The following is a 14,726-nucleotide window of genomic DNA, read 5'->3' as shown; positions in this document are numbered from 1 at the left end:
CTATTACAATCCGTTCCCAATCAAAATGAAAGGCGCCCAATAGTAGGGATGGCTGAGACTGACTACAGTTGACTTTGGTATACTGTCAATCCGGTCTTGCTGCTGACCCAACTGAGACGAACTCCCAGTAATCAAAGCTATTTGTGCTTGTCGTAAGACTTCAGCTTTTGTTAATTTTCCTGAAGGCAGTAGGGCATAAAAAACACTCATCAACGCCTGCGTACCGCCATCATCTACAGCCCACAGCGAAGCAATGGCTGATCTCGCACCAGTTTTTTGCATCTGATAGCCAAAACCTAAAATTTCTTCACCGTTACCTAGTTTGCCTCCTAATCCTGTCTCGCAAGCACTCAACACTACTAAATCTACTCGAGGCAGTGACCAAGTGGCAATATCTTTGAGGGTAACTCGCTCACCGTTGCCAAATAAAATAAAAGAATCTTCTGGTTTGCCGACAACAAATGCTGCATGGGTTGCCATATGGACAATTGTAAAATCATCCATTTGTGGCACAGTCGTTTGTGGGTTAAAGGCATTATCTAAGATTTTCTTTGTGCCTGGAACGATGGTAGCTAAATTTTCCACTTCTTTGGCTGCAAAAGGTAATCCCGAAAAAATTTCTTTCCGATTAGCCACTTCTACTGTATAACTGCCTTTAGTAAAGGCTGCTGCCAAAATGCGTAAGTCTGATGAAGGTGGAGTGTTAAAGTTTGTCAAACTTGCTGCGGTGATATGGTTGATACTATAGCGCTGCACTAACCATTGTTTGCCATCAAATAAAGCGGCTAAAGGGATGTAACGTAACTGCCCATCTGGTGCATAAACTATAGTTTGGGTAGCTGCTTGGGTCAGGTCTTTTTCTATTGGTTTGATCAGCCAATCATACAACTGGCGTGCAGGTTTTTTTACATCTAAACTAGGGTTTTCTAAGGCTTTACGAAAATTCAGAATTGTTTGGTGGAGGTTTTCTTTTTTAACGGCGACTGTACGATGAATTGGTGGAGAATCAGGGGTTACTAATACCAATTCCAAACTATTTTCTAAAACCAGAGGATATAAAATTACAGATTTTTCAGGTAGTCGGGCTAAGTTATCACGAATTGCATTAAGACTTTCCAAATCCAAATTTTGCCGCCTAGCTGTGCGGCTAATTTGTTCTAATTGTGCTTTGACATCTGGACGATTGATAAAATTATTGAATTCATCCAGAATTTTCTGCTGATTTTCTGCGATTTGTTGGATGCGTTGTTTTTGCTGTAGCGATCGCTTTTCCGGAGGAATCTGTCGTAATTTCGTCAATTCTTTGCCCAGGACAACTGCACTATCTAAGCTTTGATCTAATTTTTGTTTAATTGGTTTTTCTGGGGGTGTGATCTCAATTCCCTTAGCGGTGAGTTGATTACCTTGAACGTTTTGGAGATATTCTTCTAGTTCTTCGACTTTGATTAAATCCAGAATCCGCTGTCCTTCTGTGGTGCGATCGCTTTTTAGTAACTCTTCACCCAAAGCGTAGTATGTTTGAGTCACAGTGAGATTATAAGCGTCTAGTTGCTCACCAGTAAAAGCTGCTGGATTAAGACGGACTTTTTCGCGATTATTGACACAATGCTTATAAAAGAAAATAGCCAGTTCTGGTTGATTCTGAAGCTCTGATAAGTATCCTAAATTACTATAAGTTTTGCCTAAGGCAATGTGGGCCTGCCCAGGCGTCTTTTCATTGATACTAAGCTCTTTATTGATGGCTAAAGCTTGTAGATAAGAATTAAATGCTTGGGGAAATTTACCTTGTTGTTGGTAAACTCTGCCAATATTATTAAAAGTTGCTGCTTCTAGTGGACGTTCCTGAATATCTCTGCTGATAGCTAAAGCTGTTTCTAGTTTTGGCGATGCATCTTGAAAACGATTTTGTCTCGATAGTCGCATTGCCTCTTGATTAAGTTGCTTAATCTGCTCAGAACGACTAGTGTTTTTGATAAAACTTTGGGTTATTTCAGTATATCTATTTTGTATAATTGTATTTGCTGTTACCAGAGTAGTTTGAGAAAAGACCATCCCTGATCCCAGAGTAAATACCACTGTGGCAGTAACAATTTTTGAATATAGTTGCGGAGGGTGCATACAAAAACCCTACCTATTTTGTTTTGCTGTTTGCTAAAGGAAAATAGTTGTATAAAACAACTATTGTTTATGCTATTTCAAAATTTGGAAAATCTCTGAGAATTCCTAAGAAAATTTAAGATGTCTGAAGAAAAAACAAACTTATCCGAACTACCTACAACTGCTATAGACAGTCCCACGAGTCAGACACTGGAGTATTGGTTTGAGTACCCAGTCAGAGTGCAACCTCATCACACCGATTATTTAGGCGTGGTTTGGCATGGAACTTATATTGCGTGGATGGAAGAAGCGCGGGTAGAATGCCTGCGTTCCATAGGAGTAGAATATGCGGATTTAGTTGCTTTAGGTTGCGACTTACCGGTAGTAGAACTTTCGCTACGTTACCACCGTTCGATTCAATTGGGTATGGTAGCAGTGGTAAAAACACGCATGACTGAAGTCACCAGCGTCCGCATCAATTGGGATTATGTAATTGAATCTCCAGATAGGCAACAATTGTACGTTACAGGCAAAGTTACACTAGTAGCTGTAGACCGAGAAAGAGGTAAGGTCATGCGTCAACTACCTGAAAATGTTCAAGATATGTTGGCGAAAATCTCAGCTTCACTAAATAAATAGTGGTTGGTTGTTGATTGTTGATTGTTGGTTGTTGTACCAGACCTGCCATGGCACGTCTCTACATTGGTTAGTGGTTTACTTCTGACACTCCCTACTCTGCCCCTAATCCCCACTCCCTTGGGGGAGTGGGGGCGCCGAATCCCCCACCTCCCCACTACCTACCCAACTGTGGTAACTTCTGGGGTAATTGCACTATATAATTCCACATTTGTTGAGGTCCAATACCATAACCAACCTGTAGTAAAACAATGATTGCAGCAATTAAGAAAGCTGTTTTCACGGTTGTTTTGACTACTTTAACTAGGATTGTAAATATTAACCAAGCGACAATTAGAGCTATAAGCATAATCAGAAATCCTAAAATGTCGCCTTTACTATTAATGAGATGATGTTAGAAAAGGCGATTTTATTTTAAAAATTGGTTGATTCTCACTGATGACCTCGAAGCCTCTCAAGCCTCGCCACTGTGGTAAAGTACCTACACCTGTTAGACTCCCCACCTCCCCATCTTCTTCAGCGTGGTTGCAAGAAAATTCCTATGCCATTATGAACACGAGCTGCGGTATTGGGGAAACGATCTAGAAGTTGCCCTCCCAAGTAAAGACTGGTAGAACTACCACCGTCGAGATTCAACGCATCTACACATCCCATTTGCTGCATTAGTTGCGCGTGTTCTGCTAAGGTAGGGCCAGCACCACCAACACGATTGTGAACAGCAGCGAACATGAGGTTGCCTGTTGTAGTTTTACAAATAGCACTACGGACTGCTTTTTGGACAATAAAGGCATTACTGAATTGTTCGCCTTTGGCATCAAGGACAATTTGACGATTTTGTAGTAGCAGGGGGCCTGCTCCTAAAATATGGGGGTAATTGCTAAATTCAGCAGGATTGGTGGAACTTTCGATGCGAACTGAAGAACCAACAGGTAACATTGAAGCAATATTTGTACCACTGCCGCGTAAGGTGAGCAAATATCCATCCCCAGGAATTGGAAAGGTACTTTGACCAACCTTACCTGCTGGTAACTGATTAATTATTTGATTTTTCTGCACGGTTAGGATAATTTCGTTGTCAGTCAAGGGAGAATAGTTCGCTCCCCATGCAGGAGTATAACGAGCTATGCCACTTTGAACATAACCACTATTGAGGGTTAAGATCGGCAATTTTTGGTTGTTAGGAGTGATTAAATTTTCTAAGAGAGCCAGACGATCCATGTAAAATTGTCCAGAATCATTCCAAGCGATCGCACCTCGGTTCAAAATTGGACTTGACAACCATTGACCATCCCGACGAATTGCCCCCAAAGGTAAGCGATTATTGCGGTTAAAATAACCACCGTTAATGGCTGCGACTGCCAATTGTTGTTGTGCTGTCTGCAAGAGGGGAGCAGTTCCCTCCAGAGTATTGGAGTTGGTTAAAATTGGTTTGATTTTTAAGCCGACGGTACGCGGATTGATTTCTAACCACACGACTGGAAAGCGTTCTTGACCTAGATTGATATACTGCTGACGCCAGTTTAATCCCGTAGCCCAAGTAATTGCTCGTGGTAGTAATGGATCAGGGCGAATATCGATGAGCAGACGGTTAGGATTGGGTACAGTGCTAACTAAGGGAGCTAACCCAATGGGAACTTCTAGACGAATAATTGTTTGGTTATTAACTACCTGTACTTGCTTGATTAATGGCGGGGGAGGTGGAGGAGTGTTTTGTTGATTCTCATTTGGTGGCAATAATTGTTTTAGTAGATTTTCTGGAAATGGCCCAGGAGTGGGAATTTTTTCTACCGGAGGGGGTGGTGGAGGGGTGTAACGTTGGATTAAAACTGGATCGGCAATGCCATTTAAGGTTATTGTCCAATCTCTTGTGGTGGGAACAGCTGGTTTGGGAACTGGGTTATTTGGATCGTCGCTTAAAGGTTGATTTTGCTTAACTGGTGGTTCTTGGTTAACTTGCCAAGGAGTAGGACGATCTAAATTGACGGTGATGCGTTCTATTGAAGATTCTTTGCTTTGAGTAATATCTGTGATTTTGGTGTTGGGTGTGGATATGACTAAGGTGTTACCCTGCACTTGCATTTGCCATCCAGATGTTTTGGCAAAATTGGTCATATCCAAGTAGCGATACCCTCCTGCCAATGTGCTAACTAAAATCGGTGGTTTAGTCGCAGATGAATACCACTGGATTGGTTGCTTAGTAGCAATGTTGCTGTTTAATAAATCTACGCCGATAAATTGCCTAATTGCTGCATCGCTGATGTGAGTTGTCAATTGACCAGCTTTCAGACGTCTTTGTAACCACGCCCCTGTCAAGATTCGACCATTGAGAGAAATTTGATTACCATAGTATATTACCCCTCGCAAAGGAGGTGCAGGTGGTTTTGGGGTAAAAAATGTCGGTTTGGGTTGAGTTACATTTGGCGATTGGGTAATTTTTGTCTTGGTTTGTTTTTCGGAAGTGATTAACTTCTGAGGAACACTACTATAGGCGATCGCACTATCGCCAAGTGCTGTTAAGTACAGTACAGATAAAACCATTGGTGATGCCAAAAACTTGACAAGCTGGCTGATGTTACCAATTACAATATAACTGCGGTCGCGTTGCCTAAAATTCGATGTTTTTACCATATATGATTAGGTATTTTTGAAAACAATCAATTCACACACAAACTAAACAAACTTTTGCAATTATCAAAAAATCATGACGTGAGTTTGGAACACGAACGTGATAATGTATATATGGGCTTTTTGTCTCTTGTTAAAGCAACAAGCAACTCTGCCACTATGAAGACTGCGATTCTAAGTGCGCTAAATCACAACTAGCGCTAAATAAGTATATGACAGCAGTCAAAAGCTTTTGAGCTCGCTCTAAGTGGACCATCCTCACTAAATTACTTGCTACTTAAGTGAGGTTTAGCTAGCAGCAATACAGGTGACAAAGGGTGGTCAGTAAAAATCTAGAGAGTTACTCCAGAAATATTTAGGAATTGCCAAATGGGTATATAGTGTAATACGCTGATTTTGTTGCTGAATCAGGATCATTTGTGTCTCAAAATATAGACAACTCAAGAATTTGATTTTTTCAGTTAAGCCGAAAAAGGCTACACAAAAGTAGTGAATTTTATTGGAAAATAAAGGGCATTGAGGAGTGCGTAGCTTCACGAAATAAATATAATACTGGGTAAGCAAACTTCCTTTGCTTGACTCAGCAAAAACCCATAAGAAACGACGCAAAGATTTTAACACGGGTCTAGCAAATATCAGCCCGAAGTTAAAATTTTTTTTCCTTAAATTTCGGTTTTTGTGAATTTCTTCATCTGTCCATTTAGATAATTTTTCTCACTAGCAAAGACCCAATTGTTAATTCATATCGGCATGAGGATGACAGGGATAATCTATGAATAAAAAATCGGTGAATCAAGACCAGGACATGAGATTTGTGGACAACTCACAGCAGTATACCTACCAAGGACAAAGGTGGCTAGTTGAAGAAAGAGATGCTTGTGGTGTGGGTTTTATTGCCCATCGTTTAAATCATGCTAGTCACGAAATTGTCTCAAAAGCTTTAGCAGCTTTGACTTGTCTGGAACACCGAGGTGGTTGCAGTGCAGATCAAGACTCTGGTGACGGTGCAGGAATTTTGACCGCTATTCCCTGGGAGTTGTTCCAACAAGATTTTGCCACACGGGCAATAGAATTTCCTAGTAATAATAATGTTGCTGTGGGGATGATATTTTTACCACAAAATCCCCAAGCCGCACAAAAGGCTAAAGCGGTAGTTGAGCAAGTAGCAGCAGAAGAAAAATTGACTGTACTGGGTTGGAGAGTAGTACCAGTACAACCAGAGTTATTGGGTATACAAGCAAAAGAAAATCAACCCCAAATAGAACAAGTTTTTTTAGTCTCTGCTGAGAAAAGTGGCGACGAACTGGAACGGCAATTGTATATTACCCGTCGCCTGATCGCTAAAGCTATCCGCAATCACAATCACAACTGGTCAGAAGAATTTTATATTTGCTCCCTGTCTACTCGCACAATCGTCTACAAAGGTATGGTGCGTTCAGCTGTTTTGGGAGATTTTTATCTCGATTTAAAAAACTCAGCTTATCAAAGTGCTTTTGCTGTATATCACCGTCGCTTTAGCACCAACACCATGCCTAAGTGGCCATTGGCACAACCGATGCGGCTTTTGGGTCATAACGGCGAAATCAACACCTTATTGGGTAATATCAACTGGATGACAGCTAGACAAGCAAGTTTAGAGCATCCAGTGTGGGGCGATCGCATTGAGGAACTCAAGCCCTTTGTCAATATCAACAACAGTGACTCGGCTACCTTAGATAACGTCTTTGAGTTACTGGTTCGTTCCGGTCGTAGTCCCCTGGAAGCCTTGATGATCATGGTTCCAGAAGCCTATCAAAATCAACCATCTCTGCGTGATTACCCGGAGATTGTCGATTTCTATGAATACTATAGTGGTCTACAGGAAGCATGGGACGGGCCAGCACTTTTAGTATTTAGCGATGGTCGCAAAGTAGGCGCAACCCTGGATCGTAATGGTTTAAGACCTGCGCGTTATTGCATCACCAAGGATGACTACATCATCGTTGCTTCTGAAGCTGGAGTTGTGTCATTAGATGAAGCCAACATCATCGAAAAAGGCAGACTCGGGCCAGGACAAATGATTGCCGTAGATTTAGAAAGCAATGAAGTCCTGAAAAACTGGGACATCAAGCAGCGCATTGCGAAAAAACAACCCTATGGAGAATGGTTGCGGCAACATCGGCAAGAACTTAAAACTTTGGTCAATGGTCATTGGTCATCAGTTAATGGTAATGGACTGCGAACAACCACCAACGATCAACCAACAAATATAGACAGACAAACCCTGCTGCGGCATCAAATTGCCTTTGGCTACACCACAGAAGATGTGGAAATGGTAATTCAGCCAATGGCAATAGATGGCAAAGAACCAACTTTCTGCATGGGCGATGATATTCCTTTAGCAGTTCTCTCAGAAAAACCCCACCTGCTGTACGACTACTTCAAGCAACGTTTTGCCCAGGTGACAAACCCCGCTATTGACCCATTACGGGAAAAATTGGTGATGTCGTTAAAAGTGGAACTGGGCGAACGGGGTAATTTGTTAGACCCCAAACCCGAATATGCGCGACGGTTGAAACTAGAGTCACCAGTATTGACAGAAGCAGAACTCCAAGCTATTAAAAATTCTGAGTTTAGGACAGCTGAGTTATCCACACTATTTACCATCGCCAAAGGACCAGAAGAGTTAAAAGCCGCAGTCAAGTCTTTGCAAATCAAAGCAACAGAGGCGGTGCGTGCTGGCGCCAAGATTTTAGTCCTCAGCGATCGCGCTGGCAAAGGCATCAGTTCAGAATACTCTTACATTCCTCCCTTGTTGGCAGTAGGTGCAGTACACCATCACCTGATAGAAGAGGGGCTGCGGATGAAAGCATCCCTGGTGGTTGATACAGCGCAATGCTGGAGTACTCATCATTTCGCTTGTTTAATTGGCTACGGTGCTGGTGCGGTTTGCCCGTACATGGCCTTAGAAACAGTGCGTGATTGGTGGGCAGATCCCAAAACACAGCAATTTATGGAGCGGGGTAAAATCGCTACCCTCACCCTAGACCAAGCGATCAGTAACTATCGCCAAGCTGTAGAAGGTGGTTTGCTGAAAATTCTCTCGAAGATGGGAATTTCCTTACTCTCCAGCTACCAAGCAGCCCAAATCTTTGAAGCGATTGGTATTGGTGGCGACCTACTGCAACTGGGTTTCAAGGGTACAACTTCCCGCATCGGTGGTTTGAGTGTCAGCGACCTAGCCCAAGAAGTGTTGTCTTTCCACAGCAAAGCTTTCCCGGAACTGACGACCAAGAAGCTAGAAAACCTTGGTTTTGTCAATTATCGTCCTGGTGGCGAATACCACATGAACAGCCCAGAACTGGCAAAAGCACTGCACAAAGCTGTTGATGGCAAAAACTACGACCACTACGAAGTTTATAAGAAGTATCTGCAACAAAGACCGTTAACTGCACTACGAGACTTGCTAGATTTCCAAAGCGATCGCCCTCCCATTCCCATAGAAGAAGTAGAGCCAGTCAGCGAAATTGTCAAGCGCTTTTGTACTGGTGGTATGTCCTTAGGGGCGTTGTCGCGGGAAGCCCACGAAACTTTAGCGATCGCCATGAATCGGATCGGTGGTAAATCTAATTCTGGAGAAGGCGGTGAAGATCCAGTCCGGTTCACAGTCTTGGATGATGTAGACGCTTCTGGTCATTCGCCCACCCTCGCTCACCTCAAAGGATTACGCAACGGTGATACCGCTTCCAGCGCCATCAAGCAAGTAGCATCGGGACGCTTTGGTGTCACACCAGAGTACCTGATGAGCGCTAAACAAATTGAAATCAAAATCGCCCAAGGCGCAAAACCAGGGGAAGGCGGACAACTACCAGGGAAAAAAGTCAGCCCCTACATTGCTATGCTGCGGCGCTCGAAGCCTGGTGTCACCCTGATTTCACCACCACCACACCATGATATTTATTCGATTGAAGACCTAGCGCAGCTAATTTTTGATTTGCACCAAATCAACCCCAAAGCCCAAGTATCGGTGAAACTAGTTGCAGAAATCGGGATCGGCACGATCGCCGCTGGTGTAGCGAAAGCCAACGCTGATATTATTCAGGTTTCCGGTCACGATGGTGGTACAGGTGCATCCCCACTGAGTTCTATTAAACACGCGGGTTCTCCGTGGGAACTCGGTTTAACAGAAGTGCATCGTGTGCTGATGGAAAATAGCTTGCGCGATCGCGTGATTCTGCGTGTAGACGGTGGGATCAAGAGTGGCTGGGATATCATCATGGCTGCGTTGATGGGAGCAGAAGAATTTGGCTTCGGTTCCATCGCCATGATTGCCGAAGGCTGTATTATGGCCCGTATTTGTCATACCAATAATTGCCCTGTGGGTGTCGCCTCCCAGAGAGAAGAACTACGCAAGCGATTTACGGGTATGCCAGAACACGTAGTCAACTTCTTCTACTTTATTGCTGAAGAAGTACGGAGCTTGCTGGCAAGGCTTGGTTATCGTTCACTGTTAGATATAGTTGGACGTGCTGATCTATTGAAAGCACGGCGAGATGTGCATCTGACCAAAACCCAAGCATTGAACCTGGACTGCTTATTACAGCTACCAGATACTAAAACAGACCGTAGCTGGTTGGTGCATGAAGAAGTCCACAGCAATGGTGTGGTTTTAGATGATCAATTACTTGCCGATCCTGAGATCCAAGCAGCGATTAGTAATCATACTGTTGTCACAAAAACAGTACCTGTCGTAAACACTGATAGAACCGTCGGCGCCCGCCTAGCAGGAGCGATCGCTTCTCAATACGGCGACGATGGCTTTGGTGGACAGATTCACCTCAACTTCCAAGGTAGTGTGGGACAAAGCTTTGGTGCTTTTAACCTACCCGGAATGATTCTTACCTTGGAAGGCGAAGCCAACGACTACGTAGGCAAGGGGATGAATGGCGGTGAAATTATTATTAAACCACCTGCGATCGCCAACTACGACTCATCACAAAACGTAATTATTGGCAATACCTGTCTCTACGGTGCTACTGGTGGGATGTTATTTGCCAACGGTTTAGCTGGAGAACGCTTTGCTGTGCGCAACTCCAAAGGTACAGCCGTGATTGAGGGAGCAGGTGATCACTGCTGCGAGTATATGACTGGTGGGGTAATTGTTGTCCTTGGCAAAGTCGGACGTAACGTAGGCGCTGGTATGACTGGCGGTCTGGCTTACTTTTTGGATGAAGATGGTAACTTCCCAGAATTAGTCAACCGGGAAATTGTGACAATTCAGCGAGTCATGACAGCAGCTGGTGAAAAGCAACTCAAAGAATTGATTACAGCTCATCTGCATCGCACCGAATCACCAAAGGCTAAGATGATCCTAGAAAATTGGCAAGAATTCTTGCCTAAGTTCTGGCAGTTAGTTCCACCTTCTGAAGCCGATGGACCAGAAGCTAATCCTCAACAAGAAAAGCAGTTGAGTCCAGTTTAATTCAAAAGGCAGAAGGCACTTATCGTTATCATTTTGCCTTGATTTTTTCAGATTGATAGAAAAAAGGCGCAGATTTTTGCGCCTTTTCTATTTTTAGTTAAGGAACTAACCACACCAGACGTAGAAGACGCAGAGAAAGAGATAGAAGAGAATTTGACAACTGATTTAGGACTGCTACAGCGATTATTGTTAATAAATAATAACCACTAACGCAAAATCTATCTTCATTTATCGGTGTTTATCTGTGTGCATCTGTGTTCGACTTAAAAAAGATAATTGCCCAAGCGTAAAACCAGACCAGCCTATCAATTAACAATAACTAACTACAAGATCAAGCAAACTATTTCTTCATATTTGCAATCAACTTATAATTCTTATCTTGTAATTCTAATAATTCTGGGATCGTGACAAAACGATAGCCTTGTTGCCTTAATTTACTAATTATTTGCGGTAAAGCTGCTACAGTCTGAGAACGATTGCCACCGCCATCATGCATCAACACAATACCGCCTGGTTTTGATTGTTTTAAAACTCGACTGGTTAATATAGAGGTTGTCGGGCGATTATAATCTAAAGAGTCAGCCGACCACATTACTACTGTATATTTCTTGCTTTTGGCATAGCTAGCTAAACCATTATGCAGCATCCCTCCAGGAGGGCGAAATAAAGTTGTTTTTGCACCTGTAATTTGAGATATTAATTCTGATGTATTGTCAATTTCAAAAGCTGCTGCTTGTGGATTAAAAAAGTGATACCAATGATGCCAAGTGTGGTTACCAATGACATGACCTTCCGCCACAATTTGTTTGCCCAAATTGGGATAATTCTTAAGATTTTTTCCCACAACAAAGAATGTAGCTTTAATATTATTTTCTCTTAATATATTTAGGACTTGTGCAGTGTAGCCAGGCCAAGGGCCATCATCAAAGGTGAGAGCTATGACTTTATCATTAGGAGGAAGTTTTGCCTGATTAATTATTGCCCCTTGAAAACGCGGTGGTATGATATAAGAAATTCCCTTTAATTTTGCCTGTTGTTGCCAACTTGCTAGCATTGCAACTTTGAATTGATTGAGACGTTTTTGAGTCCCTGTTTTGACTTCTGTGTCATCTGTATTTTCTATATTATGTTTAGTATTAATTTCAGAGGTACTCTGATTAATAGGCATAATCAGACCAATACTCAAGCTGCCGCACAGTGCAATCAGCGAAATTAGTATTCCTTGCGGCCAGACAATAGACTTATTGTTTTCCACTTCATAGCTCCTTCACAGAATTAACCATCAGTTACCTTTCTGACGGTAATTTATAACACAGCTTTTCAGATAATTTTTAAATAGCCTGCTGTTTTCTGGTAATCCTCAAAAATTCACACAGATTAGCAGAAAATTAGATGTCGGTCAGAGAAATTATAGAAATCTCACTGAATCCTATATGGTTTAGCTTTGGAAGGCCAATGCTTGTAATTTACTATATTTATTAATATTTCGTTATTTTGAATATTTTATTGATTTCATGCTCTATCAAAGTATATTCTACTGCTAGACTATATTTTAACCTTGAAAAAAAATGTTAAATTTCTGATCAAGTTTCGCAATTAAATTTACATAAGGCAGCTAGACGTGTACTAATTAAAATAGTTTCTTGTCTGTTTAAGATATTTAAAATTTAATCTGTACCATCATAATATTGCACAGATTCTATAGATCCAACTAATTTCTTGACTAGTATTTTCACTGCGCTTTAATAGAGAGAACAACTTTATTCATCTAGAGATGAATTTTCTATAACTCTATAATTTTAGTTATAGGCTTAAATATGTGTACAGCTAATTTTAAGTAAGTCAACAAGTGCTATTTTAGCTATACCTGAATTTGTGGACAGTTAATCTAAGTACTATTTTGATACTAATACTTTAGTAATCTAGTCACTAAAATAATAATTTGTTGATCTCAAAAACTTGGTTACTTGGATTAGACTCAACAAAGTTAAGCTTTGTTAGATGTAGTACACAAACTCAGCTTTTTGCTCTCAGGTTAGGATACTAATTCCTGCTCTAGAGATGAGTAACAATTTAATTTTATATCTACTAATCTAAGGTAGACTATATTTTTTATATCATCAAGATTACAATTAAACACATACTTAACAGTATAAATACTAAAGACCTATAATTACCGATGATTAATGCCCTTTCTGGGTATGTAAATACTTCATTAATAAATTTTAATAATATTGGTTCTGAAACTAATCAGAGTAGGGCGTAAAGCATTATGCCTCACAACCGTCTCTGACCATGTATTTTCTTTAACCTACCCAACGGTTTTGAGCAAAGCCAATCGCAATCCTGGCCAGCAAAACCGAAAACCAGCCTATAATCAGGTATCCTTGACGGGGATAGCGCTCCAAAAAAACACCCAGAGCTATACTCAAGGGTACAATACCGTAGGCGAGACGGCTCAGGGATATCGTACCGCCAGATGCCAGTAACAAAGCAATACCGCAAAAACCGTAAAGAACAGTAACCGAGGTCAATTCTTTACGTAAGCGCCATAGAAGGTAAGCGCCTCCCAAAACCATGACAGCGTTGAGTACGTTGTTAATATATTGATCGCTAGCCAGTATGAGAGAAATTGTGACCACAGCATAAAAGCCATAAATCTTGATGACAGAACTTAACTTTTGTTGTTCGCGCCACAGCAGATAAACACTGCTAACTATAGTGCTAAAAAATAGTGGATGTAATAATCTTTGAATCCAGCTGTGCTGTCCGTCTGATTTACCTAGTGCGATCTCTAACAGCATATTCCACCAACCTTGCCCATCAAATCCCAAAGAAGGACGCCATCCTTTTTGGGCATTGATAAAAGCGATCGCATTACCAAAATCAATTGCACAATATAGACTGAACAGAAGCAGACCTGTAGCAGTAGCAGCAGCAGCCAGGTAGGCGACCCTTGGGCGACGTTCTTTCCAAGCTGCAAGTAAAAGGGCTGGAATTAATGCCATACCTGTAGGACGTGTTGCTGTCGCCATTGCACCCCAAAAGGCTGTCCAGCAATATTGCTGACGATCAAAGGCACGCAAAGCAGCCGCGCTTAAAAACAGATATAAGCCTTCGGTATAAATTACTGTGCCAAATAACGAGAGAGGACACCAAGCTAATACAGTAGCTGTCCATCTAGCCCCTTTTGTTCCATGATGTTCTGCAACCCAAAAGTATACACAGTAAAGGGCGGCTAAAAAGGTGATGTTATTTACTAGTAACCCTGCTACTTCAAACGACAGCCCTAGATTCATGACACCACGAACCATGAGGGGAAACAATGGGAAAAAAGCAATATTATGTTGACCTCCGTCATCAACAAATTCATATCCAGAAGTAGCAATGCTACGATAATGTACGCTATCCCAAGCATCAAATACTCCCAAATCAAAATTGGGTAATACTCCCTCCACAGGTTTGGGTAGATTTGGTGCAATGAGCAACATGGCAATCCAAATAAATAATCGGCTGACTAACCAAATTGCTCCTGGAAAAAGGAAATCACTTTCCCATATACTTTTTTTGATAAATATCTGAACTTGAGCCATAAGCATTTATTTTTAAACTCCTTGGAAAATGTTTTTGCTTATGGCTGTAAACGAAATGTCTCTTGGCAATATTTTGTACATTTCACTCCTCCACCACATTCAATTATCTACTGAAAAACAATTAAATTAACTAATATTTTTGAAGGTGATATTCATTAGGTAATGCTGAAATAATATTGATAATATTCTAGTAATTTATGTCGAAATTCATGGTATTGATATTAAAAATTTTTAATAATATAAATTTCATAGTACTTTGCTATTATAATATTCAATATTGATGTTAAACAGCTAAAAATAAATGTGCGATTGCT

The 14,726-nt window shown here is 41.4% G+C and carries 7 protein-coding genes; 2 read left to right on the top strand and 5 right to left on the bottom strand.

From position 1 onward, the window contains the following. Positions 1 to 3 precede the first annotated feature (3 nt). Positions 4 to 2,118 carry a CHAT domain-containing protein gene (locus UYK_RS0109200; RefSeq protein WP_009456029.1) on the bottom strand — a complete coding sequence of 705 codons (2,115 nt, stop codon included), beginning with the start codon at positions 2,116 to 2,118 and terminating at the stop codon, positions 4 to 6. Positions 2,119 to 2,238: 120 nt separating this feature from the next. Between UYK_RS0109200 and UYK_RS0109195 the strand changes: the two genes are divergently transcribed. Next, on the top strand, positions 2,239 to 2,736 hold the full coding sequence (locus UYK_RS0109195) for an acyl-CoA thioesterase (protein WP_009456030.1): 498 nt from the start codon (positions 2,239 to 2,241) through the stop codon (positions 2,734 to 2,736). Between the two features lie 154 nt (positions 2,737 to 2,890). Here UYK_RS0109195 and UYK_RS0109190 read toward each other — a convergent pair whose 3' ends face one another. Next, a complete protein-coding gene (locus tag UYK_RS0109190) occupies positions 2,891 to 3,082 on the bottom strand; it encodes a hypothetical protein (protein ID WP_009456031.1) in 192 nt (63 codons plus the stop codon). Between the two features lie 167 nt (positions 3,083 to 3,249). Continuing rightward, positions 3,250 to 5,361 carry a phosphodiester glycosidase family protein gene (locus UYK_RS0109185; RefSeq protein WP_009456032.1) on the bottom strand — a complete coding sequence of 704 codons (2,112 nt, stop codon included), beginning with the start codon at positions 5,359 to 5,361 and terminating at the stop codon, positions 3,250 to 3,252. A 769-nt stretch (positions 5,362 to 6,130) separates the two neighbouring features. Here UYK_RS0109185 and UYK_RS0109180 point away from each other — a divergent pair. Then, positions 6,131 to 10,819, top strand: a complete 4,689-nt coding sequence (locus UYK_RS0109180; RefSeq protein WP_009456033.1) for a glutamate synthase-related protein — start codon at positions 6,131 to 6,133, stop codon at positions 10,817 to 10,819. Positions 10,820 to 11,159: 340 nt separating this feature from the next. On the opposite strand, the gene UYK_RS0109175 is transcribed toward UYK_RS0109180, so the two are convergent. Together UYK_RS0109175 and UYK_RS0109170 are read right to left on the bottom strand one after the other, a co-directional pair. Further along, positions 11,160 to 12,074: a polysaccharide deacetylase family protein gene (locus UYK_RS0109175; protein WP_016871296.1), complete on the bottom strand. Its 915-nt coding sequence runs from the start codon at positions 12,072 to 12,074 to the stop codon at positions 11,160 to 11,162. Positions 12,075 to 13,125: 1,051 nt separating this feature from the next. After that, positions 13,126 to 14,412 (bottom strand): mannosyltransferase family protein, encoded by a 1,287-nt coding sequence (locus tag UYK_RS0109170; RefSeq protein WP_016871295.1) that lies wholly within the window; start codon positions 14,410 to 14,412, stop codon positions 13,126 to 13,128. Positions 14,413 to 14,726 lie beyond the last annotated feature (314 nt).

This window comes from Fischerella thermalis PCC 7521 (assembly GCF_000317225.1).
Lineage (GTDB): Bacteria > Cyanobacteriota > Cyanobacteriia > Cyanobacteriales > Nostocaceae > Fischerella > Fischerella thermalis.
Note: the sequence above shows the minus strand (reverse complement) of the source record. Positions and strands in the feature narration are given on the sequence as shown.

Bases quoted from the DNA above. Each gene is read 5' to 3' on its own strand.
- UYK_RS0109200 (WP_009456029.1), bottom strand. From the start codon at position 2,118: ATGCACCCTCCGCAACTATATTCAAAAATTGTTACTGCCACAGTGGTA.
- UYK_RS0109195 (WP_009456030.1), top strand. From the start codon at position 2,239: ATGTCTGAAGAAAAAACAAACTTATCCGAACTACCTACAACTGCTATA.
- UYK_RS0109190 (WP_009456031.1), bottom strand. From the start codon at position 3,082: ATGCTTATAGCTCTAATTGTCGCTTGGTTAATATTTACAATCCTAGTT.
- UYK_RS0109185 (WP_009456032.1), bottom strand. From the start codon at position 5,361: ATGGTAAAAACATCGAATTTTAGGCAACGCGACCGCAGTTATATTGTA.
- UYK_RS0109180 (WP_009456033.1), top strand. From the start codon at position 6,131: ATGAATAAAAAATCGGTGAATCAAGACCAGGACATGAGATTTGTGGAC.
- UYK_RS0109170 (WP_016871295.1), bottom strand. From the start codon at position 14,412: ATGGCTCAAGTTCAGATATTTATCAAAAAAAGTATATGGGAAAGTGAT.